A 26,922-nucleotide genomic window follows, 5' to 3' on the forward strand; every position below is an offset into this window, starting at 1 on the left:
CACCACGATGTAAATCAAAAGGCAGTCAAACGACTGCCTTTTTCGTTTTTAACTTACACGACATCTGTGGGCAGTCACAAAACACAATAAGCAAAATAACGGACTGATATGCAACACTATAAATTTCCTGCACTGTTACTGCTAATGTTTCTTGCCGGATGGCTAGGCCACCAGTGGCTTTTACCAAGCTATTCATCTTCTCTGTTCAGCATAAAGCTACACAACAGCAAACAAGAGAACCTGCAAAGAAATATTATTTACGAAGCACCTGCAGAAAATCTGGATGAACCAATATTAGTACGCAGCGTGAGCCTGATACAAAACCGTCCAGAACAAATTATGCTGGAAATTGAATATACCTATAAGGGAGCCATTCCCGCCGAACAAGTCAAACTGTTTGTCCATATGGGATCTTCTTACACTTATATAGGAAGCACCGATATTGTAAGAGGCACGCACAAACGCCGAATCAACATCGAGCTGATTGCCAGTGATTTAAGAAAAGACAACCGTTACGAATTTACCACACATGACATCAGCATGAGCTTTGAGCATTACTTGCCAGATAAATACATGGGCGTCATCACCCGCACGATGTTTCCTTATGAAAAGCACTGGCAGTTGATTGAGTAAATTGGAATGGCAAAAAAAATTCTACTGCTAACTGCAGCCGCATTGATAGGTGTACTTTTTTCGATGCTCCAGCCCATCGCCCTAAAAAGTATAGGCAGTGAATCACTTGGCAAAAACAACCCAAACATCAGAGTGACTCACGCAGAAATCGCAGAGGAAACCGACAACAGCCTCACTATCAGATATTCATTGCGCAATTATGCAGAAGGAGTACAAATCAGCGCATGCGGTGAAGTGAATTATGCAACTTATGGCTATGCATGGGGATGCAAGCCAGTCATTATCCCACCCTATGCAGGCAGTATTGATATCACCTATGCCATGGCATCCACCGCTCGCCCAATCGAATGTTCGGATAACGTAGGAATTCATCTATATATTGGCAGTGGCTATCATTTTTATAAACATCTTTTTGCTTACGATAAAATCTGGCATAAAAATCCGGGGGCAGAATCCTGGAGCACTTACCATTCACGGGGCTGCGAGCCACCTAGACAGACTAGCGAACTACAACATCTATGAAGAATTATAACGCCTGTGAAGAGCTACAACGCCCATGAAAAAAATATCGCTCACACCCTCTCTCACAATATCGATCATGCTTTCAATTGCACTTCTCGCTCTCACAATGTTCGAGGAATCTTTATTTAATTTGCTCAGCCTGGATACAGAGAAGGTATCGTCCGGAGAGTTATGGCGCTTATTGACTGCCAATCTTGTACATTTTGGCTGGGTGCATACAGCAATGAATACTGCAGCACTTCTATTGTGCACACTGGCATTCTTTATCGATGATTCCGCAAAAAAATTCTTTATCTTATTTTTTTGGTGCTGCTTTTGTGTTGGACTGGGAATCTACTTATTAAACCCTGAATATAAACCCTATGCAGGTTTGTCAGGAGCCATTCATGGATTAATAGTCGCAGGACTGTTGCAAACTCGCGCTTATCCTGTATGGATTAGATCTCTTGGATTAATCCTCGTGATTGCAAAACTTACTCATGAAAACAGTGTGGGTTATCATGCGACGGATCTGCAATCACTTATTCCTGCAGCAGTTGCTGTTGAATCCCATACATACGGCGCAATTGCGGGGTTGATATTTACTCTTGGCAACTGGATTATCGCTCAACTTAAAAGGAGCAAATAAATGCAAGGCTCACCCGGCAAAGCAATTGATTATTTTCTTGCAGGCGCAAAGCTAATTACGCAGCCAGGCATGCGCAAATTTATTTTAATTCCGCTTATAGTCAACATCCTGATTTTCTTTTTGGTGACGGCTTATTTGTGGAATCTATTTGGCGATGTATTTGCGCAGATTCTGGAGTGGTCACCCGTCTGGCTGGATTGGTTTGCCTGGTTATTATGGCCGCTGGTAGCCTTTATTTTTTTAATTGTATACGGCTATAGTTTTAACATTATTACCAATTTTTTAGCCGCGCCTTTTTTTGGGTTGCTCGCAGAAAAAATTGAAGCACAATTAACCGGTACGGCTCCACCCGATGAACCTTGGAGCCAGTTAATACCCCGCACACTACAGCGCGAAACGATAAAACTTTGGTACTTTATTAGCCGCGGCGCATTGGTGTTTATTATTTTTTTTATTTTATTTTTTATTCCCGGCGCAAATTTACTCGGTGCATTTATTGCTGCTATCTGGAGCTGTTGGTGCATGGCAGTTCAATATTCAGATTATCCTGCAGACAACCACCAACTCAGTTTTCGCGAGTTGCGCCGCCGCTTGAATAAAAAACCATTAACCAGTTATTCCTACGGTGGAATCATCCTGTTGGGAAGCATGATTCCTGTATTGAATATTTTTGTTACGCCAATCGCTGTTGCCGGTGCCACTTTTTATTGGATCAAAGAAATTAAACATCCATCCAACTGATCAAAATCATTTATTCGCTCGCCTTGAAATAGTGGGATCCTGATATATAGTCAATTCATAACTATTGGCATATTTTCATATGCATCAAAAGGAATAAGGAAATGAAATCCCGATGCTTAGGTGCATTAAAAAGCGGCAAAAACGCGCAATAATTAGCCTAATCATTAAGTTACAACCAATAGTTAAAGCTTTCTCACGTTTTGTCGATATTTTAATACGCCTTGCATTTTGCAGCTGTCTGAAGGGCGTTTTTCCTTAAGTAACTTTGATCAATTTTCTATAGGATGTTTTCATTATGAAACCAACAAACGTAAAACTATTGAAAGGTCTTAGCGCTGCAGCATTGCTTGCTGGCGCAAACCTGGCAATGGCAGAAACAGTTACCGTACCTGCCACTGTTACTGTTAATAACGCCATTAACTTCACCTTTACTGGCACACTGGATTTTGGTCAGGTTCGCGCTAAAGCAAGTCCTACTGCAGCTACCTGTGTTGGCTTGCAGTTGCCAGCAAGTGCAGGCGCAGCAACACTGATTACCCCCGCAGGTACAGTTGCAGCCTATAACACTGCGTGTACCACCAAAACGGATACTACCAATGGTTTGTCCTTGCAAGCTGTAGGCGGCACTCCGGCTCGCCCAGTATTTACCATCGCCGGTGTTGCTCCTTTCACGACATTACAGCTGGCATTACCCAGTGCTGCTGAAGACTTGACTGCTTCGACTGGCCCAGGCACAGCACAATTCCAACTGGTTGACTTCACTGCCTTTAAAACCTCAGGTACTCCTGGTGCTGTTACAACCACAATCTCCACAGATGCAGGCGGTGGTGCGACCTTTAACGTAGGCGCAACTTTGATTACCGACCCATCCGGCCCGACTACCAGTAACTATCAGGATCTGGCGTACACCGGCGATTTTGATGTTTCAGTAACCTATTAATTATTAATAGGCTTTGACATGCTAAAGCCTTCAACCTGATACAGGTTTGAAGGCTTTTTTATGCGGGGAATTATGTTGAAAAAACAGAACTGGGTGTTTGGGCTTATATTCGCGTCAGCTTCCGCGGCTGCGGATTTTATTATTGACCGCCCACTCGACTTCGGTGAAATAGCAGTGCGCAGTAATACCCTTGTCAGTACTGTCAGCGTGTACCGCAATGGATCAACCCAGAGCACCAACCATATTTTTATCATTAAGCCTGGCTCGCCCGGCGCATTTACCCTGACCGATTTTCCACCTTATACCACCGTCAATCTCTCAGTGGATTTACCTGCAACTTCATCGATGGCCTACCCGCAAACCGCACAATTTTCACTGACCTCGGTGGACATACCTTCTGCCATCAATCTGGGCGCCAATGGTCGCGGACAGTTTACATTAGGGGGGACGCTGAGCACCTCAGGCAATCCTGCCAACAATTACTACAGCGGCGCTAGCTACACCATTTATCTGAACATTAATCTAGATTATTAATTTTTCTCTATTCAACAAAACCGATAAGGATTTGAGAAATGCTCAACACCTCATTTAAAGCCATACTAGCCAGCCTACTGTTAAGCCTGATTTCCCAATCAGGCTGGGCCAATTTACTAATCAACCCTACCCGGGTGCAGATCAACCCTAATGACCGCACGGCAGACGTCACTCTCATTAACATTTCCCAGGTAACAACGACTTATCGCTTGGGGTGGGAAGAGAAAAAGGCCAAACCGGAAGGGGGCTATACCAATTTGACAGCAGAGGCCGCTGCGGGCTTACCAATAGCCAGCAGCATGCTGCGCTTCTCACCCAAACAAGTCACCCTGAAGCCTAATGAACGCCAAACCGTAAAAATAGCTATCCGGAGGCCGCAGAACTTGGCAACAGGTGAATACCGCTCCCATTTAGCCTTCAAGGCCTTGCCACCAAAAACACAGGAAGAGGGTCTGGATCCTAATGCATCAACTATGTCGGTGAACATTGTACTTAGCTTCGCCATTCCGATTGTGATTCAACAAGGCTCGCCGGATTACAGCTTTGCCATAGACAACGCCTCTATCACCTACAATCCGAACAAAAAAGATGGTTCGGTGAATGTCAATTTGTCACGCAAGGGCATCCATTCTGTGATTGGCAATATCAGCGCTTACTGGACACCCAATGGTGGCAAAGAGCAATTAATTGCCAAGCAAGCCGACTACAACTTTTGGCCTGAACTCTCATCAGCAAAAACCTCTCTTATTTGGGTTGGCGCGGACTTTGCAGCAACCGATGGAAAGCTTCGTGTTGTATATGAAGGCGTCAAAAATTTCCGCGGACAAGTTTTCTTTGACAAAACCTTCAATATCAGCAGGAGCATGATAAAAACAGTCAATTGAGCAGGCAGAGATGGGCAAAAAATCGCAAAAAGCACCCGTTATCAACCACAGAAAAAATGCGATAATAGTTTGTTTAGTAACGATTTTTTTGTCTAATGTAGCAGAAGCTGCAAGCTCCGAACTGACCGAAATTAACAATAATCTTCAGACTATTTTCAAAAGCATCAAACAGAAATATGCCAATCACAATGCGCAGCAACTCGCCCTTGCTGCGCAGACGGAGGCGGCAAAAGTTAGCCTCCCCAATACCGCACCAAGCCAAACTTTTGACTCTTCCTCCAGTATCGTTACCGATAATAGTGTTTCTGACACTGAATTAACTAACGCGCCAACAGACACCACAAGCCGCTTCAGCGCTGGTGAAGAGTTGATCTTATCGGTTTGGATTGATGGTCAGGAAATGACCAGCATTTTTGCAATCAAAAGTGAACAGGGCTTAAAGATTAGCCTGAGCGACTTTTTACAGATTGTTGAGATTCCCATTTATGTGAACACTACAGCGGTCAGCGCTGAAGGCTGGTATCAAAGTGAGAAAAACCGATTTAACCTGACGCGCCAGCCCGATGGACACTTGGCCGTCACGCTTGGCTCAAGCCGTTATAAGGTCGCCACTGATGACTACATTATGGAGGCGGACTTACTGGTTGAGCTGAATGAAATTTCACGCTGGTTTGAGTTGAGTTATGAGCTGAACGAGGAAACCCTCAAGCTCTCTTTGTCCGCCAAAGATAAACTTCCCATACAACAACGCCTTGAGCGGCTCAACAAGCCACCCATTACTGCGGGTATAAATACCCAGTCGATAATGCCGCTGCAAAAATCAGGGTATCAGGCATTCTCTCCTCCCATGTTGGATGTGCAAACCTGGGTACAGGAAGCAGAAATGGTCACTCCGCCCCCTGTTACCGCGCCTGCAGGCACAGAACCACAAAAAGATCACATTACTTCAGCGAACTACTCAATACTCGCCAACCATGATTTGGCGTTTCTCAATACCGAATTGTTTTTGGCTGGTAACAAAAATGATTCTTTGAGCGATGCCTGGTTGACGTTTTCGCGCCAATCCGACAGCGGCGATTTATTAGGGCCGCTGGGTGCTACTGAGTATGCGTTTGGCGACATTGTTCCTGTTAACGCCGGTTTTGGTAATACCTTGGCCATGAGCAGGGGTTTGAGTCTTGGAAATACTCCCATTAATCAATTAGCCGATAACCGCAAGGTCAATATTACCGGTGAAATCCAGGTGGGTTGGGATGTAGAGCTTTACCGCAACGGTGTGCTTATTGATCAGCGACTGGGCGTTAGCGAGGGTCGCTATGAGTTTAATGACACCCTGTTGGATTACGGCAACAATGACTTCGAGCTGATTTTCTATGGCCCACAGGGGCAGCGTGAAACTAAAACAGAATCGTATCTGGTGGAGGGAAACACTGTTTCAGCGGGCCAGGGGATGTATCGCTTCTCGCTGGTGGAAGCCGGTGAGTCTGTTTTTAATGTGACACCTTATGCCGACGACCCAACCCAACGCGGCCTTATCGCCAGTACAGTGCTGGATTATGGGGTAACGGATTGGCTGGCGCTCAATCTGGGCAGCTCCGTATTTGAACCCCGGGAAGGCGAAACCCAACAATTTGTGTCCCTGGGAACCAGTGCAAGCTTTGGCAAGTTAGGTTTATTGAGCGCGCGCTTTCTGCAAGATAAAGATGAACTGCAAAGCCAGGATTACAATTACCGTACACGGCTGTGGAATACATCCTACTCCTTCAATTTCAACCGTGCCGAAGTGCTATCGCCAACTAGCGGCGACATCAGCAATCGCGATGAAAGCCGGGCGACTATGTCCGGCCAGTTGTTCACTGGCAGTTGGTTACCTATCAGTTATCAAAACTCATGGTACAGACTCGACGAAAAGGCAGCAGACACCCGTAAGGAATACTTCCAAAATGGTATCGGCCTTGGTACTCGATTAGGTTATTTATCCAATAGCCTCACCCTACACAAAGATGTCTCGTTGGAGACAGAGCTTGATCCATTACTTAACCCTGAACTGATGCAGGCAAAAGAAGACAGCCTTACCGGTACCTTTATGTACCGCAAAAACTTCGGCCGACTTCATACCCGGATGTTTACCAACTATGAGGTAAAACCCACCAATGAAGTCTATAGCTATGGTGGAGCCTTAAATTACACCTGGTCACAGAGTCTGAATAGTGAACTCAGGTATTCCCACTACAACTTGACCGACAAATACCAAATCAATCTGGGCCTAAATTGGAACAAAGATGCGTTTTATTTAAATACTAATGCAGGCTACAACGAGGATGGCTCCTGGTCTGCTGGTATTGGACTCCGTTTTAGCCTGGGATACGAGCCACTTGGCCGCAGCGTGTTTACCTCTGGCCGCCCGATTTCCCAATCCGGTGCCGCCGCAGTGCGGGTTTTTGAAGACCTTAATATGAATGGCGTTTTTGATGTAAACGAACGCCCTATTGAGAACGCAACCGTCAAAGCCGTACAAGCGTTTAGACAAGAACAAACCAATGAGTCAGGCGTAGCCGTTCTAAGTTCCCTGTATAACAACACCAAAACCGACATAGTCGTGGATGAATCCACCCTTGATGGCCCGTTCATGATTACTGCTATACCCGGTGTGGCAATCAAGGCGCGTAAAGGTTATGTAGAAACAGTTGAACTACCCGTTGTAAAAGCCGGCGAAGTAGAGGGTGTGATTTACTTCAACAAGGCGGATGGAAAAAATGATGTTGCCCCTTACATCATGCTTAATCTTGTCGATAAAAATGATGCCATCGTAGCCACCACCCGCTCTGAGTATGACGGTTACTACCTGTTTACCAACGTAAAACCCGGCAACTACACGCTCAAGGTGGATGAAAGCTACATCGACAGACGCGGCCTGAAAACTGCCAATAAGCAACTGGGATTTTCATCTGATGGCGATGTCATCGCCGGTGTCGATTTTGTACTGCGCCCGCTCGATGAAGCCAAAGGTTATGTGGCTATCGCAGGACAATTCCGCAACACCAGTATGCTCAAACTTTATTACCACATTCTGCGCCAACGCATGGGCGGCAGTTTCATCCAGCAGCCGTTTTATATACGGCAGCCCGAGGTAAGCAACCATCTGTTGGGGTTGGCTTACTTCCCGTCAGTTCAAGCACAAAACTCAACCGCCGAACAACAAGCCAGGGCCGCCTGTGCGCCTTTGCTAGTCCACAAACTCAACTGCGAAGTCCAATACATGGACTTTAAGTATTAACAAGAGCGATACCATCATGAATAAAGTCTATTTTGATCGCACTTTCAGGTTGATGCTGGTTGTATCAAGCGCGCTGCTGATCAGTGCCTGCGCCGGCAATCCGACCAGCTCATCGGCTGCAAACAACTCGCCCGAAGTCCAGCAAATGCTGCAGGAATGGAAAAGCATGAAGCCGGGTATTGAGCGCATGCTCACCATCGAGGAAGAAATGAACTTGCTGCTCGGCCAGCTGGGCAAACTGAATGAAGCACTGGATGGATCAGAAGGTGGCGAACAACAGGTTGCACTAGCACCCATTGACCAAGGGCTTCCCGTGCAAATTGAGTCGGGCCCTGCGCTGCACTCAAGTGCCTCACCCGAAATAGAGCAAACCAGCCCTGTTGCGCAACCTACCCCGGTCGCCGCGTTGCCGGTTGAAACCGCATCTGTACCGGAAGCGCAAACGGAGTGGAATGAATCCCCCGCTCATAATGCCCAGTACGCACTGCAGGTTGCCTCTATTCCTGACAAGCACCAACTACCGGTTGTCTGGCAGGAGCTCTATGCCCAAAACCCCGACTTACTGGCGGATTTACAACCCAATTTTCAGCATGCCTATGTCAACAACAAGGATTATTACCGCTTGAAATTGGGTGGATTTGAAACCCAGACACAAGCCCAAACCCGCTGCCGTCAACTCAAAGCCGCCGGTATTTCCTGCCTGGTAGCCGACTACAGCGCTTCTGATTTTGACCAGCTGACCCGCACTCAGTTAACCGCCAGAAACTAGGTGAGAAAGATGTCTAGAGTACAACCACATAATCCTGCCACGCGCCGGACCTCACTGGGATTGCAGCTGACAACCTGGGCATTGCTAGTCTGCCTGGGGGGATGCAACGCTTTTTTTCGTCCGGGGCAGGCCGGCGGAAGCGGCAAGGTTAATGATGCCCAACTGCAACAAACGATGGAGGAATGGCGTGAAGCCAAACCCAGTATCGACAAGCTTGCCAAGCTGGAGGGCGATCTGGATTTTCTGCTCAATGAAGTTAGCAAGATGTCTGCTATTGGTCAGGAGCCCGGTTTACCCGCGGGCGCGCCACCTGCAAATACAACCGCGAGCATCATCACCGAAGAGACCGTCAGGGTCGATGCGACCGGTCAGGCCCAGGTTCAGCAAGCTGCCCCTGCACAAGCTACATCAACAGTAGTTACCGCCGCACCTGCAGCTCCCCAGATCAATACTGCAAGCACGACAACCCAAACACCCTACACCACAATTGAAGGCAACTTCATAGGGGGTGGGCAAACCATTCCTACCAACTTCCAATGTGCACAGGCCTACACCAACAGTTACCAAAAAAATCTGGCTTTTTTCAGCTTCCCACGCTTGAGTATTGCCTCCAGCAACCTTGGTGCACTTTCCAATGTAGAACAACATCTTCCTATGTTGCTCAGCGCTAATTTACGCAATCGTCACGGTGTGCCTGCAGTACTGGAATTTGGGCAAAGCTTTTCACCAAATGGCAACAATGAGCTGGATGCATCCGAACAAATCCAAACCCTGGGTCGTCAATCGAATACACAATATTTGGTCAGTGGTGAGGTCGACGACATGTCGCTCGTCAATCCAGACTCCGTCGCCAAACCCGGTTTATACACACGCTTTGTCAGTGGCGTACACGATACGTTTAAATTCAGCAGCCGCTTTGATAAACGCAGCCGCCAATTTAGCTTTACGCTAAAAGTGCGCGACAGCATTACCGGACAATTAGTTTTTGCCAAACAATATAAAACCTATGGAAAATGGAACTCATCCGCCAATACCAAAGCTGGATTTGCAGCGCCTGCATTCTGGCAAACGGATTACGGCCAACAGGTAAAATATTTAGTAGGAAAAGCGAGCGATGAATTAGCCGGTGCATTGCAATGCCAGCCATTTATTGCGCGGGTGGATACTCAGGCAGGACGGGATAAATTAGTGATCCACAGTGGCACAAACAATGGACTGCAAACAGGGGATGCACTGGAGCTTTATCAACTGGTCTACGAACCAGTAACCGGGCAATACCAACGCTACGCTACGCGCATGATCAAACGTCGCAGCAAAGTTTATTTAATGGAAGTTTACCCGGGCCATAGTGTCGGCCATGTGGTAGATGAGCCATTGCTGGGCGGCCAGTACATCGTTAAAGCGCTCTGAAAAAAGGACGACGTAATCTCCCCTACCCCCTCTTTTTCAAAGAGGGGAATACAGACTCGCTTCCCCGTTGTTACTCTTCAGCATCACCATCATCCACAATCATATTGCCGCCGGATTCTTTTGCATTGCGCAAGTAAGTGTTGGCTCGCGCAATTTGCTGATCCAGACTTTGCCCCATGTGGCAGGTAACGCCTGCACTGAAATAAAAACGTGTTGCCTCACCATTAATCACACAATCATCGGCGGCCAATAATTGTTTTACTTTACTGAGTAAAGCCGCCGCTTTTTCATGATCCAACCCCGGCATCAGCACATAAAAATCATCACTGTCGGCACGCGCGAGCAGAAAACGCCCCAGCATATTATTCAGGCTGGTTGCGATATGTTTTAGCGCCACATCGCCCCAGGCATTGCCGTGGCGCTCATTGATATCACTAAAATGGTCGATGTTAATAATCGCCATGGAAAGCGGTACTGCTTTTTCCACTGCAGTTTTATACATGTCGCGTGCGACATTGAAAAAATGGGAGCGATGAAATAAACCGGTGAGATGGTCGCGCTGGGCGTTGTAAGTAATTTGTTCAACCAGCTCAAGCGATTCCACATTGTGAATAATGCGGCAATAAAATTCTTCCGGATGAAATGGCTTGCGCAAAAAATCGTTGGCACCGTGTTTAATAAATTTAGCAGAAAGCGCCTCATTACTTTCGCCGGACACACCAATCATAATCAAATCGGTTTTGTCATATTTGTAACGCAGGTTGCGCACCAACTCAAAGCCATCCATTTTTGGCATGTTGTAGTCGGTAATCAGCAATTTAATGTCGCTATTCTCCAGCATCACTTTAATGGCATCGACACCATCAACCGCTTCCAATACGTGAAATAAATGGCGACGGAATAAATTCGCCATATGTTTGCGCGATACATCCGAATCATCCACAACCAATACTTTAATGTGTTGGTTTTTTTCAAGGCGCTGGATCATGCCGATTGCTTTGCTGTAAGCGTAGCGCCCTTCTTTGGTTACGTAATCCACAATCCCTTTGGCAAATAATTGCTCGCGACGTTTTTCATCGTAAGAACCCGTAAGCACAATGGTGGGAATTTTTTTACTGAGTGTAAAATCCACCACTTCGCCATTAGGCGCATCGGGCAAATTCAAATCCACTAGTGCAGCAAAAAAATCGTTAGGGGTTTGCTCATAGATCGCAGTTGCCTGCGCAAGGTTTGTTGCATAGACAGCCTCATAAGGCAGTGATGCACTCTGCACCAAATGGCGCAGAATTTTCATCACCATATCGCTGTCTTCAACGATGAGAATTTTTTTCATGGAACATTACCCAATGGTTTTGCAAAGTTTCCATTGAGTGTAGCCAAGTTTCGGGAAAACGCGCCAAGCCACCACAGTGGCGATTATTTAACGCCAGATAAACCCTGAAATTGCCGTATTAAACAACAATCCGTTGAAGTTTTGCGCGGCAACAGGTGAGCGCTGGCTGGCAGCTCCCCAACATACATGCAAGGGCAACAAGTGCTCCTCACGCGGATGACTAAAACGGCCTTGGGGTGCAGAGGCCCATTCGCGCAAACGCAATTCGCGCTCCGGATTATCGAGCTGCGGAGCAGTCACCGTCTCTGACAGCCATTGGTCAAAGGTTTCACTTTTACCCCTGACACTCGGGTCGTTGGAGAAAAAAGCTCGCATGTTATGGAAGGACATCCCCGAGCCCAGAATCAACACGCCCTGCTCACGCAAAGGCGCAAGCGCTTTACCTAATGCGATATGCGCAGCAGGATCAAGGGAGGACAGCAGCGAAAGTTGTACGACAGGAATATCGGCGGCGGGATACATCAACATCAGCGGTACAAAAGTACCGTGGTCATAAGCGCGATGGTTATCCAAACGCGCATCAATAGTATTCGCAGCCAATAGTTGCTGGATTTGTTTTGCTAAAGAGGGATTGCCAAGGGCAGGATACGCAAACTCATAGCTCTCGGGAGGGAAGCCGTAGTAGTCAAACAACAGACCCGGTGCGGGTGCGTTGGTAATGCTGACAACCTCTTCTTCCCAATGTGCAGTAACCACCAGAATCGCTTCCGGGCGAGGTAAATCTGCAGCGAGTGATTGCATGAATTGCGTTAACTCACGGTGATTGGCATCGCCCAGTAAAGGCATGGGGCCACCACCGTGAGGCACAAAGAGCACCGGCATCAAATTCATACTTAACCTCCGGCTTTTTGATTGGCGATCACGCTCGCCAACCATTATTGAGTAAGAGCAGCGAGATACGCTTAGTGGCGCGGCCTACGGTTGCGATTGGCACCAGGGCGGTTGCCCACAGAACGATTGCTGTAGCGCTCAGTGCGTGAGCGCGGTGGCGCAGGTGGGCTATCGGGTGGCGCGAGCATCAATTCTTCCGGAGGCTGCTCACATTTAATCGGCTTGCCCAGCAAACGTTCGATCGGCTCCAGTAACAGCGCATCATCTTCACAAGCAAAACTGATCGATGTGCCGTTTTTACCTGCACGACCAGTGCGGCCAATACGATGCACGTAATCTTCCGGCTCTTCCGGCAAGGTGAAATTCACCACATGGCTAATACCGCTGATATGAATCCCGCGCCCTGCAACGTCGGTTGCGACCAGCACTTTGATCTCACCCGATTTAAATGCATCGAGTGTTGATACACGTTTGTTCTGTGCGATTTCACCCGAGAGCAAACCCGCCTTGATACCGTGGCGAACCAATCGTTCCTGCAGATCGCGGCATTCGTCGCGGCGATTGGCAAAAACGATCATGCTTTCCGCATGTTCCTGTTGGATCAGGTTATACAGCAGCGTGTATTTTTCTTCGGTCGATACCAGATACACATGCTGGTCAACGCGCGCGTTAGCAACCGATTCCGGTTCAATATCTACCGTGACGGGTTTGTAGGTCCACTGTTCCACCAGATTGCGTACGTCATCCGTAAATGTGGCAGAGAAAAACAATGTCTGGCGATCTTCACGCTTGGGGGTTTGGCGAACGATTTGGCGCACTTGTGGGATGAAGCCCATGTCGAGCATGCGGTCAGCTTCATCGATCACCAGAATTTCAAGCTGGTCGAGATACACATCTTTGTTGCCACAAAAATCCAGCAGACGGCCCGGTGTCGCCACCAGAATATCCACCAAATCTTCATGTAGGTGGCGCTGTTGCTTGACGTAATCCATACCGCCAACCAAGGTGTGAATTTTCAGGTCGGTATATTTGCACAAGCCTTTTGCATCTTCTGCAATTTGCATAACCAGTTCACGTGTCGGTGCAATCACCAATGCACGCGCTTCACCTGCATAGCGCTTTTCCCCGATCGGGTTTTTCAGCAAATCATCGATAATCGTCGTCAAAAAAGCGGCCGTTTTGCCTGTACCGGTTTGCGCTTTACCAACAACATCTTTTCCTTGCAGGGCATAAGGCAAGGACTGGGCTTGAATAGGCGAGCAATATTTAAAGCCCAATTCAGCAATACCGCGCATCAGCGGTAATTCAAGATCCAAATCATGGAAGCGGGTTTTCCCCTCAAGTGGCTCCACCACGAATTCGGAAATATCCCAAGGGCCGTGGTCAATTTTAACCGGACGCTTGCGGCGCTCTTGAGCGGGCTTGTTTTGTTTGGTGGAAGCTGGATCGCGCAACTGATCGGGCTTGGCAGTTTTATGCTCTGCTTGATGGGCAGGGCGCTGACCACGGTTATTGCGGCCATTGGCATTTTTTCGGCCTGAATTACGATCACTGGGCTTTTTAGGAGAGGAGGATTTGTCACTCGCGGGGCTGGCTGGCGATTCTTTTGCATCCGGCTTGCCAGAGCCTATTAATTTTTTAAAGAAATTTCCGATCAATCTATTCACCAAAGTTTATTGCATTACAAGACGAGGAGGCAGTCACGCAGACATACCTGTTGTGAGCGCTACCGAGGATCGCATGAGGCGAGACAACACCGCTACGGCAGCTAAAGAAGTGCGCAAATTGTCCAGTTTTTGCGCGCACAAACTCATTTGAGTATACACCAATCATCTGATATTCAGCGGCTTTGACGCCAACACAGCCGAATTAATGGGCTCAAATGGCAGGGTTTCTGCATAATCCTGCCTTTCCCTGTACCGTTTTATATACCGACTGTGCTAAATCAACGAGTAAAAGGAGCCGTTTATGAGAATCCACAGCCTGCAACACGTCCCGTTTGAAGATATTGGCAGTATGTCCAGTGACTTTCAGGCACGCACCTACTCCGTCACAACCACCCATTGGTACCGGGGGGATGTAGCACCGGCGCTCAATAGTTTTGATGCACTGGTTGTGATGGGAGGACCAATGGGGATTTACGATGAAGCCATTTATCCCTGGCTGGCGGATGAGAAAACCCTGATCAAGCAAGCGATTGATGCTGGAAAAATCGTGCTAGGCATTTGTCTGGGGGCGCAATTAATTGCAGATGTATTAGGCGGAAAAGTGACCCGCAACGCCCATAAGGAAATTGGTTGGTTGCCACTGAGTATTGAACCCGAAGCCAGTGGCCACCCTATCGCCCGCATTTTGGCCAAATACCCGGACGTATTTCATTGGCATGGCGATACCTTCGCGATCCCACCGGGGGCACTGCATATTGCACGCACCGAAGGTTGCCTGAATCAGGCGTACGTTTATAAAAATCACGTGTACGGATTTCAATTCCACCTGGAAACAACACCCGCTTCTGCACAGGCTTTGATTGAAAACTGCGCCAGCGATATCGATGGCTCACACTACACGCAAAGCGCCGACTCCATATTGGCCAGCCCGCAAAAATTTAATCGTATCAACCAAGCCATGAGCGAAGTGATTGCTCACATTTTTGATCAATAAACCGGTTAAGCCGCAACCCCAAACAAGTAACCCACCGCAGTGGTCATGGCCATGGCAGCTGCCCCCCAAAAACCCACGCGCATTGCACCAACCAGCACATTAGCTCCGCCCACCTTTGCCGCCAGCCCACCGAGCAGCAACAGCGCAAGCAAAGTGCAAGAAGCAATCGCAAAGCCCAGGAATTGCGCTGGATGAAGCAGTATTATCACCAACGGAATCACCGCCCCTACCGAGAAGGTAAAGGCGGAGGTGAGCGCCGCTTGTAACGGCCGCGCAGTAAACATATCGGTAATACCCAACTCATCGCGCGCATGGGCAGCAAGTGCATCATGTGCCATCAATTGCTTTGCGACCTCACTCGCCAATTCACGCGTGAGCCCGCGTGCCACATAAATTTCTTGTAACTCATGCAACTCGCCCGCTTCATCAGTTGCCAGTTCGTGTGTCTCACGCGCAATATCTGCCGCCTCAGTATCGGCCTGCGAGCATACAGAAACATATTCGCCTGCAGCCATACTCATGGCACCTGCAACCAAACCCGCGACGCCACTGAGCAAAATCGTACTGTTTGATGCCCCCGCCGCGACCATCCCCATCATGAGACTGGCGGTAGAGATAATGCCATCGTTTGCGCCAAGCACGGCAGCACGCAACCAACCGGAATGATGGGATCTGTGACCTTCGCGATGACGCATGGCAAAACTCCAGTAGAAAAATCAAAAATAGATTATTTAGGCTTGAATGGTGAAATTCGGGCCATTGTATTGTCACGTTTAACGTAGTGATGAAATAACCCAGCCAGAACGTGAAGACCTATCAAATAGTAACCAATTTCTCCGACTTGCTTGTGCAAGTCTTCTACTTGTTCGGCCAAAGCCGGATTTTTATCAACCAGCGGCGGCAGCTCTAATCCAAAAAAAGGAACACCATGTCCTTCAGCACTCAGAATGATCCAACCTGCAATTGGCATAAAAATCATAAATGCATAAAGCGATAGATGCATCAAAGTTGCCAGCCATTTTTCCAATGGTTTTGGGGTGGGAATAATTGCCGGCGTCTTGCCTGACAAGCGCACCGCCAAACGGATCACAACCAACAACAACACGCAAATACCCAACATAAAATGCAGCACTTTCACCAACTCGCGAGGATCACTGCCGCGAGGAAAAAGACTGCGCATCTCAATAGTGGCAAAAACCACTACCATCAATACAAACATAAACCAGTGTAAACCAATCAAGATCGGACTATAGCGGCTGGGATTCTGGATAGTATTCATTCAATTTCCTCTGCAAGTGTTTTTGGTATTTGTTAGATATTTTATTTATAGCTTATTGGTAAACACGTCCACGGTGTTTAAGCCAGCCACCGGGGTGTACTCCCTTGGGATCATGATGGGTCCAGTGGATCAAACCACCTTTGTTGTTCCATTCATATTCACCATAGAATTCTATTTCATCGCCCTCACGCAACCCCTCGATACGCGGCGCAAGATCGATATTATGCACAATCAGTAACGAATGCCCCGATTCAAGTGATACTAAAAACTTCTGATGGCGGCTGCCTTTGTTGTCATCAGGCAACGCACGAGTCACCCTCCCTGCTCCAGCCAGCTGCACATTTGAGCGGCCATTATTAAAAGCATCAACAATCAGGACATCAGAGCCCGCCACATATTCATGCGCAACAGTTAAAGGCAACTGCTCACGCGCAGATTCGGCATCCAATAATTGTTGTTTGTTCAGGCCATTAAGTAACGCCAGAGCCAGGACAAAAATTGCAAGGGCCAACAACTTCTTGAGCGGGGAACGCGACTGCATAGATACATCTTCCATCAATTGACAACCAATGCAGCTTAGCCAATCAGCAAGAGTAACGACAACAAATTAGCGATCCAAACTTAAATCAGACTTAAGCACAACGGGATTTTTCTATACAGAACAGATCTTTACATTGCCACGACGAGTTGACAGACCGTACGGTCTGTTATTAAATATCAACCGACCAGTTGGTCGGTTGATCAAAATTGATCGCCCGCAAGACTCATTTAATAACGGAGAAAAAGGAACTTCACATCAGGTATCGCAGCCAATTGCTTTCAGTCCCGATTCAGTCAGCCGCAGCGAACCTAGCACTTGGTGTACGGCATAACCTCACACCAAGAAAACATAAGCCACCCAAGGAATCCATTTGTAAATGAACAACTGTTTTAAATCATCGCTGGCACACATGCCATTACTGCAAAGCTTCCAAACCCTCGAATTGCGCACTCCCTATCACTTAACGGATCTTCAGCCTTTTTCTATTGAGCTGATGAGCTACACCCAACGCGTACAATTCATCGCACTCGCTTTTTTTATTGCAGGCTTACTCGCGATCAGCACCACCATCAGCTATGAGCTGTGGTTGCACAATCCTTTGGTTACTGCCGAAAATGCATTATTGGAGTTGGCACAAGGCGGCTTTTTATTGCTTGCTGCAGTAGTGCAGGGAGTACAAGCATCACGTACACCAATGCCTGGATTACAACGGGATATTCGTGTTGGCTTGGCGTTATTTGCATTTATGCTGTTCTTGCGCGAGGTTGATATTGACCGCTTGGGTGCAAGTGCATACTGGGATGTATTGGAAAAAGGCCTGCGCGCTACTGCGCTGCTATTGATGCTGGGTTTTATTGTGCACATGTCGCGCCGCTTTAAAACGGTCCTGCGCAACCTTGACCGGATTCTATTGGCACCGACTATTGTGATCAGCTTGAGCGCCTGTGTGCTTTACGCTTGTGGCTGGCCGTTTGATAAGGAACTCTTTAATATCGATAAGGGTCTATCTTTGTGGTTTGAAGAAACGCTGGAACTTAATGCCTGTCTGTTATTGCTATTTGCCGGTTTTACCCGCAGTTTGAAATCTGCAGTAGTGACTCTGAAAGCGCCGTCACTCTAACGGCGCGCCAGTTACAGGACTACATGCAACGCAACACATAGCAAATAGATAAAAGACATTGAGATACTTCACCGGGATGTCATGAACACTTACAACAATAATATCTATTGATACCCACGAGAATCTTATGGCTACCGAACGCAATGCAGAACACACCCGCACCAGAATTCTCGAGGCGGCGCAGGAAGAAATTTACCAGAATGGCTATCAAGGCATGCGTATTGAAGCCATTTTGCAAAAAACCCATCTTGCCAAAGGGGCTCTTTATCACCACTTCCCAAATAAACTTGCACTGGGTTATGCGGTAGTCGATGAAATTTTGATGACGCACATCCAAACCAATTGGAATGAATACGCCAGCAAGTACTCTGACCCTCTTACTGCCATCCAACAAATGTTCCTGGACAAGGCCGAGTGCTATAAAAACGAGGAATGCTTTAAAGGTTGCCCGCTCAACAATTTGAATCAGGAAATGGCCGCAATCGATCAAGGCTTTCATGAACGGTTGGAAAAGGTGATGGAGTCTATTTACCAATCTATCGTTGGCTCGCTGGAGCTTGGTCAACAACAAGGGCATGTACGCGCCGATATAAATCCCACCAAAATCGCGATGTTTATCATGGCAAGCTACCAAGGCATCATGGGTGCCGCAAAATGTATGCAAGCACCCGAGCTGCTCAGCGATTTATTCGGCACCTTGAACGATTACATCGATACCTTGCGCGCGCCAGAAAAAACGCATTAGTGGCTGATCATCCACGGGCGCATTGAAGGAAACATTTTATTCCCGCCTGCGGTGTACATTAAATTCGATTTGCGTATTGGCTTATCGCCACAACCACAACCCTTTCCATGCTTATGTTCACGCCGCGCTTGCTGTTCAGCGCGATATTCCGGCGTGGATAACACCGGGGCATGCACAGCCGCCTCATTGCGCGCATGGGCCGCGCGATTTTCTTTTTTCATATCCAGAAATTCAGGCGCAAGCATAATCACTCGTGCGCACAATTTGCTGCAATGCGGACAGGACATTGGCTTATTCGAGTCTTGTATCGCGGCCAACTCATAAAACAAACCGTGATCTGCGCATTTGTAGTCGTAAACAGGCATACATAATCTCCAAAAAAATTAGCAGGATCTGCCACGCTGGATTCCGGTATTTGCTTTGGGACCGTATGCTGCATGGATGCAGCATTCGAGCCTACAAGGATGTATTCACGGCGAGTCCCAAAGTGAATACCGGAATCCAAGCCCTATGCACAAATGCTATTTATCTTTTGAAAGTGGTACATCCATACCCGGTGTCACTTTCTTGGTTGGCCCTTCCGCACTCGGATTAACATCAAAATCAAAAATATCCGTCGGCAACCACAGCGTTGCGCAGGCGTTTGGAATATCGACCACACCCGAGATATGCCCTTGCACCGGGGCACAACCCAAAATTGAATACGCCTGGGCTTTGCTGTAACCAAATTTGGTCAAATAATTGATCGCATTCAAACACGCCTGACGATAAGCAACGTGCACATCCAAATAATGTTGCTCGCCATATTCATCAACAGAAATACCTTCAAAAATTAAATAATCATCATATTTCGGCGCGATAGGACTGGGTTTGAAAATGGGATTTTTAATCCCGTACTTTGCCATGCCGTCTTTGATTAAATTCACACGCAGGTGAATCCAGCCTGCCATTTCGATCGCGCCGCAAAAAGTAATTTCACCGTCGCCCTGGCTAAAGTGTAAATCGCCTACGGACAGCCCACCGCCTTTTACATAGACCGGGAAATAAATTTTGGAACCGCGCGATAAATCTTTAATGTCGCAGTTACCACCGTGTTCACGTGGAGGCACAGTACGCGCACCTTCGGCGGCGGCAATTTTTGCAGCATCAGGAGCCATTTTTCCCATGTGCGCAGTGTCGGCATAGGGCAGCGTCGCCAAGGCGGGAACGCGGTCAGGTTCGGTGTCGTACAGTTCTTTTTCGCGTTTGTTCCATTCCATCAGCATTTCTTTTGATGGCAAGCAGCCAATCAAACCTGGATGGATCAGCCCCGCGAATTCTACGTTGGGCACATGGCGGGATTTGGTAAACATACCATTAATATCCCAAATGGATTTTTGCGCTTCTGGAAAATGTTCGGTTAAAAATCCGCCGCCATTTTGTTTGGAAAAAAACCCATTAAAACCCCACAAACTTTCCTGGAAGGCACCGATATCCAGAATATCCACCACCAATAAATCGCCCGGCTCTGCGCCCTCAACGCCAACAGGGCCGGAAAGAAAATGTACTTGCGATAAATCCACATCGCGCACGTCATCGGCGCAATCATCGTTTTTAATTTGGCCGCCGGTCCAGTCGTAACATTCGATAATAAAATCATCGCCAGGTTTTACTGTTTTCACCATGGGAATATCCGGGTGCCAACGGTTGTGGATCATTTCATTTTCGTAGGGGGATTTTGTTAGATCTATTTTGATAATGGTTTCAGCCATGGCTCTGACTCCTGATGAATAAGGGAAAATATCCCGGAACAGGGTCAGTATCAGGCGCAGGAGGGGAGAATCACCATACGACAAATAGCGCGCGCCACTACGCTATTTGACGTATAGACAATCAGCTTTTACGGTTGACTTGATCTACGTAATCGGTCGGCGTCATATTCATAAACTTTTTAAACGCACGATAGAAAGTCGATTTACTGTTAAAACCCGCATCTGCCATCACATCCAGCATAGAGGTTTTGCTATTGCGGCTAGCCAGAATACTGGCTGCTTTTTGGACGCGATAGGAATTGATGAAATCAAAAAAGTTTTGGCCTGCATCGCGATTAATGGCAGCCGAAATTTTGCGCACCGAAATCTCGCTAATCTCTGCCAATTGCTCCAATGTGAATTCCGGATCGAGATAAAGTTCTTTGTCTTTCATCAGCTGATTGAGCTTGGTCATAATGAGCGGGTCATATTTTTCCGGCTCAGGTACATCGGCTTTTTCTTCATCTTGTAACAGCATTTGTCGATAGCCAATATTGGCATGGGCCATACTGTAAAGCACCAGCGCGTTGACAAATACAAAGCTAAACACATTGCCCGAAATACCAATCAAATTTCCCAGCCACTGGGATGAATTGATCAATGTCAGCAAGTAGGCAATAAACACCCATACCCAAATCATCAAAAAGCCACCAATTAACATTTGTAGCCAAAACATATCGATGTTTTCAATGTTGGAATAGTGTTGCTTCAAACGGTTTTTGTATTGGAAAAGCAAATAAAAACACGCGATGCCATAGCCCACATACAACAAATGTCTTGCCCATAAATGCAATTGAAATGCAGGCTCATTAAATAACAATCCAAATTGGGTAATGCCCAGCACCCGCTCTTCTGCCGTCAGGCCGGTATAGAGCGCAACAATAAATAATGGAAATGCGAGCAGCGGTAATAAATGCACTGCATCCCGCCAGCGCGGTTTGAAGTCGGGATCAATCATCGACTTCACATAAAAAAACAGCATAGGCGCAGCGAGATACACGCTAAATTTCAACCAGTAAAAAATATGGACTGCGCCATCAAGGTAGGCCACTTTGATACTGGGGCTCCAGTAGATCAAAGTATCAAATGCATCAAGACCTATGGCGAGGAGAAATATCGCGAGGAAAAAATTGGCCTGGCGTTTTCCCAGATTGACCGTTAATAACAGAACTGAGAACAATAAGGACTGGAATATAACCAGGATAAGAGGAACATCGTTAAAACTTAAAACTAATTTATCCACCTGAAGCACACCTGTATTTGGTTATTTTTATATCACATCATCCTTTATGAACCCACCTGAAATCAGCATAGTCCATGGGTTGAATACCAACAACCAAAAGAAAATTTGAATAGCTTGCACTGCGGGCAAGTAAACCCATCGCTAAAAAAAACCGGCGCAATTGCGCCGGTGACAATCACACAAAAACTAATCTTTTATTGCACAACCCAACTGTGCGGCTGGTTGTTATTGTTGGCTTCACCACGCGATGCAGTACTGACCGTGAAGTAATAGCTGATAGCAGTACCTGGCGCTACATTGGGGATAGTCACCTCAAAGCTATTGCCTTGCACGCGCGTCATGTTGTTCCAACCAGGCGTAAATACCCACGCCCAATTCAGATTCTCCTGGGTAGTGAAGGTAATTTTTACACCGCCATTACTGTACTGCGCTGTAGTGGTGTAAGCCACATTCGCACCGTTAGGCATAACCGCTGTAGCGGTATAACCGTTACCGGCAACGGATGATGAGCTGCTGGATGACGATACCGACGAGCTGGATACGCTGGATGGTGTGGATGAACTTGAAACACTCGATGGTGCCGATGAACTTGACTGGCTGGAAGCCGAAGAGCCACCCAGATAAGTCATTGAGGTCAAGCTGTTTTCTACCGGGCCAGGATAGAAGCTCTGGCCAGTGGCAGGAGTAAAGGTATAGAAGCGCGCTTCCACCAAATTGCCCGCGGTATAAGCGCCACTACGGGTAACCTGATAGGTGTAAGTGCCATCACCATTATTGACTTCTCCACCTGGCTGAACCTGCACATCATTGATCACATAATCCTGCAAACCATTGCGGCGGGCAAAGAAATGCACCTGTTGTTTGCGCTCACTCAGGCGAACACTGAATTGCATGCCGCCATTTGCCAATGGTGCCATCTTCACCACACCGATCTCATTGGCGACGGATGAACTGCTGGGCACACTTGACGATGTGCTTGGTACGCTTGACGATGTACTGGGCACACTGGATGACGTACTCGGTACCGATGAACTCGACGAACTGGGAGCACTGGATGATGTACCACAGTTCGCGGTGCTGTGTGTGTATTGGTATGGCCCGAGGTCATGCCCCACGGTATCAAAGTAAGTAAACCGGAAACTGACTTGGCTGCCGTTGTTCAAACCAGCCACATCGAAGTAGGACTTGCCATCGGCTGTTTTGGGCATGCGATATCCACCGGATTGCAGTGGCGAGGTCAACAAAATATCGGCCCACACCGCATTGCGATTCAGCGTGATGCGCACCGCATTGCAGCTTGTGGTCTCAACACAGTAAGGCGCAGTAGCGTCACAGGCAGGCGGTGTCTCTTTGGTCACAAAGCTCAAGGTTGCCGCTGGCGATAACACACCATTACTGCGCGCTACCAGACTCACTGTGTAGTTGGTCGCTGCACTCAAGCCTGTCAGTGTCCGCTCGGTGATGCCGCCGGTCGATGGAATCGTTTGTACCAGCACGCCTTGTGTGCGCAATTCGATGGCGTAATCCGCGTTCAGGTACACCGATGGAATAGCATTCCAGCTGATCTTCGCGCTTTCATGGGTGAGGTTGCTGGCCGCCAGATTTTCTACGCGTGGTACCTGGCTAAGATCCAGCTCTGTGGTGAAGCTGCTGAATGCAGCGCGGCCACTCAAGCCATCGAACAATGAGATGACACGCAGGGTGTAATCGGTGTTGTGCACCAAACCACTGATGGCGGCTGAGGTTCCGCTGACCGTCTGATCAAATACAGTGGCATTACTGCTATCGGTTACCACCACACGATAACTTGCCCCTGTCCACTCGCCTGACAATGCACTCCAACTGGCAGTTGCCGATGTCGTAGTCACCTGCCCCACAGTGAGGTTCGTGACCGCCGGTGCAACCACATCATCGCCACTCATACTGAACGGGGCGACACTGATACTCACACCATCGCTGAAAGTGACGGTTTTAGGCGTTGCCGTTGGGTTGTAAGCAACGTAGGTGCGCGTACCGTTTTTATCAAACACCGCATAGTGCGCTGTATTAGCACTGATGTTTTTCACCGGGCGACCTAACTGACGCAGGTTGAAAATCCAGTGATATGTGTGGGTTTTGCTGGCACCCGCTTCACTGCGCACTTCATCGTTGGGGTACATAGGCGCGAGCGATGAATCAAACTCGGTCTTGTAATTACCCGCCGCATTGAACTTTTGTACCGCCGCCTGAGGATTTACCAAGGCTTCGGCTTGCCACATCAAGTCATCCCAGAATTTGGTTTTACGACGGAAATCGTACTGGATGTACTCGGCAGGTAAATCGCGATGCCATAACTGGGTCGCGAAGAAATTCGTGTCTTCGTCCAAACGGTTCACAATTAATTGCAGCGATGGAATGCTACTGCCGTTAGCCAATTTGCGATCCATATGCCCCAAGTGCAGCGATGCACCGGTGATCGGCAGGAAGTTGATGCCCGCAATCATGCGCGGCGCAGCAGAGAACCAGGTGCCGTAGTCCGCTTTGCTATGCCACACCAAACCGACCGACGCGCGATCGAAATCTTTTTGCACGAATTGGCTGCCGTTATCCCAGAACACGTTGCGCGGGAAAACCTGGTTATCCACGTCAAACCAATATTGTTGGATAGCCTGGATTTCGCTGGCGTACAGGAAAATACCCAGATCGCGAATTGCGCTATCACCCGTCTCGGAACCCCAGAGCGCTACCGCTTGGGCAAAGTTGATACTTTCGGAAGACGATTCCTGATTGCCGCCCGCATCCATATTCAAATGGCCATTCGCCAGCGAGTAGCCGTTATAGATGTCGAAATAACGCAGGTATTGGAAGCGGGTATCGTTGCGGTCCCAGTTGGCAGAATCTTTAATCAGCAGGTCAACCATGGGTTTCCACTGCTGTGCCCAGCTGTGGTCATAGCGCGCAACGGCAGCGGCGGCCGAAATCAAATAGCCCGCGTGAAAGTGATGGTCGTTCAACTCAGTGTCCGATCCGAAACTGGCGGGATAGCCTGTCAGTGAGTTCCACTGTTCGTTGTAGTAGAAATATTTTTTCTCGTTCGCAAGGCGCAGGTCGCGATAGCAATTGCTACGCATCGGCTCTGCCATCGGGTTGCACTGACTATTGATGTACGCCAGATCCTGTTGCCAGTCATCAGCGCTCAACCAGTCTTCCAAATGGGCTTTGATACGCCCCATCAATGTCGCAGCGACATCGGCGCGGTTGGTCTGTTCGGCAATGTGCAACAGCTGCAACATCCAGTTGAGTTCTTTACCGTTGTTGTAAGTATCCAACACGTCATTGCGGGTCAGGCCATCGGCACCGAATTGGCCATTTTTGTCCTGATCCAACAGGGTCATCAAACGCTCAAGCTCTGCGCCCTCCAGAGTATTGGGCAGGTTAGGCAGCAAACCCGGGTGATGGATGTGCGTAGTAAAACTATTGCCCTTAATCACTTTCATCTCACCGCGTGGTGTGGAATAGGTGTAGGCAAAATCCAAACCGCTGGTATTGATGTATTGATGGCGATACAACCCCATCATGGTTTGGTTGGTCACACCGGTATCACCCGCCATGGCCGTAGGCAATTGGGTAGTCACTTCATAATCCGAGGTCACCTCGGATTGGGCTTCATCGTACTGGTATTCAAAATGAGTATCGGTCGGCAGCGCAAATGCATGGCGGCGATAGTCAGTAACCAGCGCGTCCAGCTCCTCCACCCCTACACCGTCACCGGGTTCATCCTCGCGGAAGAAGTCACCCACCAAGCGCGACACCACCAATGGTTGGCGGGTACCGGCGATATGAGTAGGCAAGTTACTTACGGCAGTACCTGCAGCAATCGCAAAACCTTGCTCGGTGTAGCTGATCGGCGCTTTGAAAATCGCGTTAATCTCGTTCGGCAGGATCGCCACACTAAAATGCTGGTGACCTGCTGGCAGTGTCATGGTGATCTTGCCATTGCTGGCCAGTTCTTTCAGATCCAGGTTCGCCAGGTTGTAACTGAACTGGGTTCCCTGGGGGGCAAAGATCGCATAACCCGCACGCACGTCACCCAAATACAGTGCCAGCGCACCGTTGGACTCGTGGATGATGCGCATGCCATTGAAGTAGGTAAAGCTGACAGTGCTCAAACCGGTTTTTTGGAAGTGGATAAAAGGAGAGCCGTTGACCAAGGTCACACGTGCACTCTGGGTACTCTCATTGGCACCGGGATTTTTCAGCAATACGGTCGCGGCAAAATCGCTGTAGTCATCAAGCAAGGTTTCGTCGGCATCCAAACCGTCAAAACGGATATTCAGCTCGGTGCCACCCAGTGGATCAAGGCGTGGGTCGATCCGCGCTGGATAGGTATAGGCGGTAAATTTCGGGTTGCTGGTAGAGGGCAATACCCGCTTGTCCGACGTTGGGTCTTCATAGCGGTAGGGCACCAGCAGCGGAATTTGCGCATAGGTCAGGTTGATACCGGTATTGGTGAACTTGAGCGTGTAAGGCGAATTGCTCATCCAATGCGAATAAGGCACGGCATCCACATTGGTTTCAATCACACCACCGTTTTCATTGCGGATTAAATTTTTTACCGCATGCGGCCAAATCACCGATGACCAAAACTCATGCGTTGGTGTGGGCTTACCGGAATTCTGGAAACGCGCTGACACCTTGGGGCCGATTTCCTGACGCGGCACATAAATACCCCAGGGCTGACCTTCCGGTACCGTTTGGTCATAACCTTCCGCAGTTGAGGGTGCCCAGCGATGGGCGGGTTTTTCGGTGGTGTAGCTACCAGCACCGGCCGCGACCTCGCCCGCTTGTACGGAGAAAGACACCGTTAACAAGCCGGGTAAAACCAGGCCGGGCAAAACACTACCGATCAATCGTCTATAAGATTGCATCTTGTTTACCTCGTTATTGATTATTGTGAGTGCCGCAAATGCGGTTACTTCATCTAATCAAACTGCAAGGCAAG

General features: G+C 48.2%; 23 protein-coding genes and 1 pseudogene. 13 read left to right on the forward strand and 11 right to left on the reverse strand.

Annotation, left to right across the window (positions count from 1 at the left end; all coding sequences use genetic code 11):
- Positions 1-108: 108 nt before the first annotated feature.
- The 10 genes from B2739_RS03640 to B2739_RS03685 all read left to right on the forward strand — a co-directional run bounded on the left by B2739_RS03640 (position 109) and on the right by B2739_RS03685 (position 10,338).
- Positions 109-633 (forward strand): hypothetical protein, encoded by a 525-nt coding sequence (locus B2739_RS03640; RefSeq protein WP_331344512.1) that lies wholly within the window; start codon positions 109-111, stop codon positions 631-633.
- 6 nt (positions 634-639) lie between these two features.
- A complete protein-coding gene (locus B2739_RS03645; RefSeq protein ID WP_331344513.1) occupies positions 640-1,155 on the forward strand; it encodes a hypothetical protein in 516 nt (171 codons plus the stop codon).
- A 34-nt stretch (positions 1,156-1,189) separates the two neighbouring features.
- A complete protein-coding gene (gene rrtA / locus B2739_RS03650) occupies positions 1,190-1,783 on the forward strand; it encodes a rhombosortase (protein ID WP_331344514.1) in 594 nt (197 codons plus the stop codon).
- Entirely contained in the window at positions 1,784-2,524 is a 741-nt protein-coding gene (gene cysZ, locus B2739_RS03655) for a sulfate transporter CysZ (protein ID WP_331344515.1), read from the forward strand.
- Between the two features lie 295 nt (positions 2,525-2,819).
- Positions 2,820-3,464 (forward strand): hypothetical protein, encoded by a 645-nt coding sequence (locus tag B2739_RS03660; protein ID WP_331344516.1) that lies wholly within the window; start codon positions 2,820-2,822, stop codon positions 3,462-3,464.
- 72 nt (positions 3,465-3,536) lie between these two features.
- Positions 3,537-3,998 (forward strand): DUF4402 domain-containing protein, encoded by a 462-nt coding sequence (locus B2739_RS03665; protein WP_331344517.1) that lies wholly within the window; start codon positions 3,537-3,539, stop codon positions 3,996-3,998.
- A gap of 38 nt (positions 3,999-4,036) precedes the next feature.
- The gene (locus B2739_RS03670) at positions 4,037-4,882 is read left to right on the forward strand and encodes a hypothetical protein (RefSeq protein WP_331344518.1); all 846 of its coding nucleotides are present in this window, start codon (positions 4,037-4,039) and stop codon (positions 4,880-4,882) included.
- A gap of 88 nt (positions 4,883-4,970) precedes the next feature.
- Positions 4,971-8,159 (forward strand): hypothetical protein, encoded by a 3,189-nt coding sequence (locus B2739_RS03675; RefSeq protein WP_331344519.1) that lies wholly within the window; start codon positions 4,971-4,973, stop codon positions 8,157-8,159.
- Between the two features lie 16 nt (positions 8,160-8,175).
- Entirely contained in the window at positions 8,176-8,928 is a 753-nt protein-coding gene (locus B2739_RS03680) for an SPOR domain-containing protein (RefSeq protein WP_331344520.1), read from the forward strand.
- 9 nt (positions 8,929-8,937) lie between these two features.
- Complete coding sequence (locus B2739_RS03685; protein ID WP_331344521.1) at positions 8,938-10,338, forward strand: flagella assembly protein FlgT middle domain-containing protein; 1,401 nt, start codon at positions 8,938-8,940, stop codon at positions 10,336-10,338.
- Between the two features lie 70 nt (positions 10,339-10,408).
- Here the strand turns inward: B2739_RS03685 and B2739_RS03690 are convergent, their stop codons facing one another.
- From B2739_RS03690 to rhlB, 3 genes are all read right to left on the reverse strand, one after another.
- Positions 10,409-11,671: a response regulator gene (locus B2739_RS03690; protein WP_331344522.1), complete on the reverse strand. Its 1,263-nt coding sequence runs from the start codon at positions 11,669-11,671 to the stop codon at positions 10,409-10,411.
- Positions 11,672-11,758: 87 nt separating this feature from the next.
- Complete coding sequence (locus B2739_RS03695) at positions 11,759-12,562, reverse strand: class III extradiol ring-cleavage dioxygenase (protein ID WP_331344523.1); 804 nt, start codon at positions 12,560-12,562, stop codon at positions 11,759-11,761.
- 71 nt (positions 12,563-12,633) lie between these two features.
- Positions 12,634-14,229, reverse strand: a complete 1,596-nt coding sequence (gene rhlB / locus B2739_RS03700) for an ATP-dependent RNA helicase RhlB (RefSeq protein ID WP_331344524.1) — start codon at positions 14,227-14,229, stop codon at positions 12,634-12,636.
- A gap of 301 nt (positions 14,230-14,530) precedes the next feature.
- On the opposite strand from rhlB, the gene B2739_RS03705 reads away from it, so the two are divergent.
- Complete coding sequence (locus tag B2739_RS03705; protein WP_331344525.1) at positions 14,531-15,223, forward strand: type 1 glutamine amidotransferase; 693 nt, start codon at positions 14,531-14,533, stop codon at positions 15,221-15,223.
- A gap of 5 nt (positions 15,224-15,228) precedes the next feature.
- On the opposite strand, the gene B2739_RS03710 is transcribed toward B2739_RS03705, so the two are convergent.
- Genes B2739_RS03710 through B2739_RS03720 form a run of 3 tightly spaced genes read right to left on the reverse strand, consistent with a single transcriptional unit; the run spans position 15,229 to position 17,043 of the window.
- Positions 15,229-15,918: a VIT family protein gene (locus B2739_RS03710; RefSeq protein WP_331344526.1), complete on the reverse strand. Its 690-nt coding sequence runs from the start codon at positions 15,916-15,918 to the stop codon at positions 15,229-15,231.
- A gap of 32 nt (positions 15,919-15,950) precedes the next feature.
- Entirely contained in the window at positions 15,951-16,502 is a 552-nt protein-coding gene (locus tag B2739_RS03715; protein WP_331344527.1) for a cytochrome b, read from the reverse strand.
- A gap of 52 nt (positions 16,503-16,554) precedes the next feature.
- On the reverse strand, positions 16,555-17,043 hold the full coding sequence (locus B2739_RS03720; RefSeq protein WP_331344528.1) for a DUF3465 domain-containing protein: 489 nt from the start codon (positions 17,041-17,043) through the stop codon (positions 16,555-16,557).
- 376 nt (positions 17,044-17,419) lie between these two features.
- On the opposite strand from B2739_RS03720, the gene B2739_RS03725 reads away from it, so the two are divergent.
- The gene (locus B2739_RS03725) at positions 17,420-18,163 is read left to right on the forward strand and encodes a hypothetical protein (RefSeq protein ID WP_331344529.1); all 744 of its coding nucleotides are present in this window, start codon (positions 17,420-17,422) and stop codon (positions 18,161-18,163) included.
- 127 nt (positions 18,164-18,290) lie between these two features.
- The gene (locus tag B2739_RS03730; protein WP_331344530.1) at positions 18,291-18,908 is read left to right on the forward strand and encodes a TetR/AcrR family transcriptional regulator; all 618 of its coding nucleotides are present in this window, start codon (positions 18,291-18,293) and stop codon (positions 18,906-18,908) included.
- Here B2739_RS03730 and B2739_RS03735 read toward each other — a convergent pair.
- The 5 genes and pseudogenes from B2739_RS03735 to B2739_RS03755 form a co-directional block, all read right to left on the reverse strand.
- Positions 18,905-19,153: a hypothetical protein gene (locus B2739_RS03735; protein ID WP_331344626.1), complete on the reverse strand. Its 249-nt coding sequence runs from the start codon at positions 19,151-19,153 to the stop codon at positions 18,905-18,907. The genes B2739_RS03730 and B2739_RS03735 overlap by 4 nt on opposite strands.
- A 6-nt stretch (positions 19,154-19,159) precedes the next feature.
- Positions 19,160-19,273, reverse strand: a pseudogene (locus tag B2739_RS03740) (zinc ribbon domain-containing protein); the annotation flags it as partial.
- A 156-nt stretch (positions 19,274-19,429) separates the two neighbouring features.
- Entirely contained in the window at positions 19,430-20,659 is a 1,230-nt protein-coding gene (fmdA, locus tag B2739_RS03745) for a formamidase (RefSeq protein WP_331344531.1), read from the reverse strand.
- A 121-nt stretch (positions 20,660-20,780) separates the two neighbouring features.
- Complete coding sequence (locus tag B2739_RS03750; RefSeq protein WP_331344532.1) at positions 20,781-21,941, reverse strand: helix-turn-helix domain-containing protein; 1,161 nt, start codon at positions 21,939-21,941, stop codon at positions 20,781-20,783.
- Positions 21,942-22,135: 194 nt separating this feature from the next.
- Positions 22,136-26,848, reverse strand: coding sequence for a glycosyl hydrolase (locus B2739_RS03755; protein ID WP_331344533.1), 4,713 nt, complete (start codon positions 26,846-26,848; stop codon positions 22,136-22,138).
- Between the last annotated feature and the right edge of the window lie 74 nt (positions 26,849-26,922).

Source organism: Cellvibrio sp. UBA7661, assembly GCA_002483365.1.
Classification (GTDB): domain Bacteria; phylum Pseudomonadota; class Gammaproteobacteria; order Pseudomonadales; family Cellvibrionaceae; genus Cellvibrio.

Coding starts and splice junctions, on each gene's coding strand:
- B2739_RS03640 (WP_331344512.1), top strand. CDS start 109: ATGCAACACTATAAATTTCCTGCACTGTTACTGCTAATGTTTCTTGCC.
- B2739_RS03645 (WP_331344513.1), top strand. CDS start 640: ATGGCAAAAAAAATTCTACTGCTAACTGCAGCCGCATTGATAGGTGTA.
- rrtA (WP_331344514.1), top strand. CDS start 1,190: ATGAAAAAAATATCGCTCACACCCTCTCTCACAATATCGATCATGCTT.
- cysZ (WP_331344515.1), top strand. CDS start 1,784: ATGCAAGGCTCACCCGGCAAAGCAATTGATTATTTTCTTGCAGGCGCA.
- B2739_RS03660 (WP_331344516.1), top strand. CDS start 2,820: ATGAAACCAACAAACGTAAAACTATTGAAAGGTCTTAGCGCTGCAGCA.
- B2739_RS03665 (WP_331344517.1), top strand. CDS start 3,537: ATGTTGAAAAAACAGAACTGGGTGTTTGGGCTTATATTCGCGTCAGCT.
- B2739_RS03670 (WP_331344518.1), top strand. CDS start 4,037: ATGCTCAACACCTCATTTAAAGCCATACTAGCCAGCCTACTGTTAAGC.
- B2739_RS03680 (WP_331344520.1), top strand. CDS start 8,176: ATGAATAAAGTCTATTTTGATCGCACTTTCAGGTTGATGCTGGTTGTA.
- B2739_RS03685 (WP_331344521.1), top strand. CDS start 8,938: ATGTCTAGAGTACAACCACATAATCCTGCCACGCGCCGGACCTCACTG.
- B2739_RS03690 (WP_331344522.1), bottom strand. CDS start 11,671: ATGAAAAAAATTCTCATCGTTGAAGACAGCGATATGGTGATGAAAATT.
- B2739_RS03695 (WP_331344523.1), bottom strand. CDS start 12,562: ATGAATTTGATGCCGGTGCTCTTTGTGCCTCACGGTGGTGGCCCCATG.
- B2739_RS03705 (WP_331344525.1), top strand. CDS start 14,531: ATGAGAATCCACAGCCTGCAACACGTCCCGTTTGAAGATATTGGCAGT.
- B2739_RS03710 (WP_331344526.1), bottom strand. CDS start 15,918: ATGCGTCATCGCGAAGGTCACAGATCCCATCATTCCGGTTGGTTGCGT.
- B2739_RS03715 (WP_331344527.1), bottom strand. CDS start 16,502: ATGAATACTATCCAGAATCCCAGCCGCTATAGTCCGATCTTGATTGGT.
- B2739_RS03720 (WP_331344528.1), bottom strand. CDS start 17,043: ATGCAGTCGCGTTCCCCGCTCAAGAAGTTGTTGGCCCTTGCAATTTTT.
- B2739_RS03725 (WP_331344529.1), top strand. CDS start 17,420: ATGAACAACTGTTTTAAATCATCGCTGGCACACATGCCATTACTGCAA.
- B2739_RS03730 (WP_331344530.1), top strand. CDS start 18,291: ATGGCTACCGAACGCAATGCAGAACACACCCGCACCAGAATTCTCGAG.
- B2739_RS03735 (WP_331344626.1), bottom strand. CDS start 19,153: ATGCTTGCGCCTGAATTTCTGGATATGAAAAAAGAAAATCGCGCGGCC.
- fmdA (WP_331344531.1), bottom strand. CDS start 20,659: ATGGCTGAAACCATTATCAAAATAGATCTAACAAAATCCCCCTACGAA.
- B2739_RS03755 (WP_331344533.1), bottom strand. CDS start 26,848: ATGCAATCTTATAGACGATTGATCGGTAGTGTTTTGCCCGGCCTGGTT.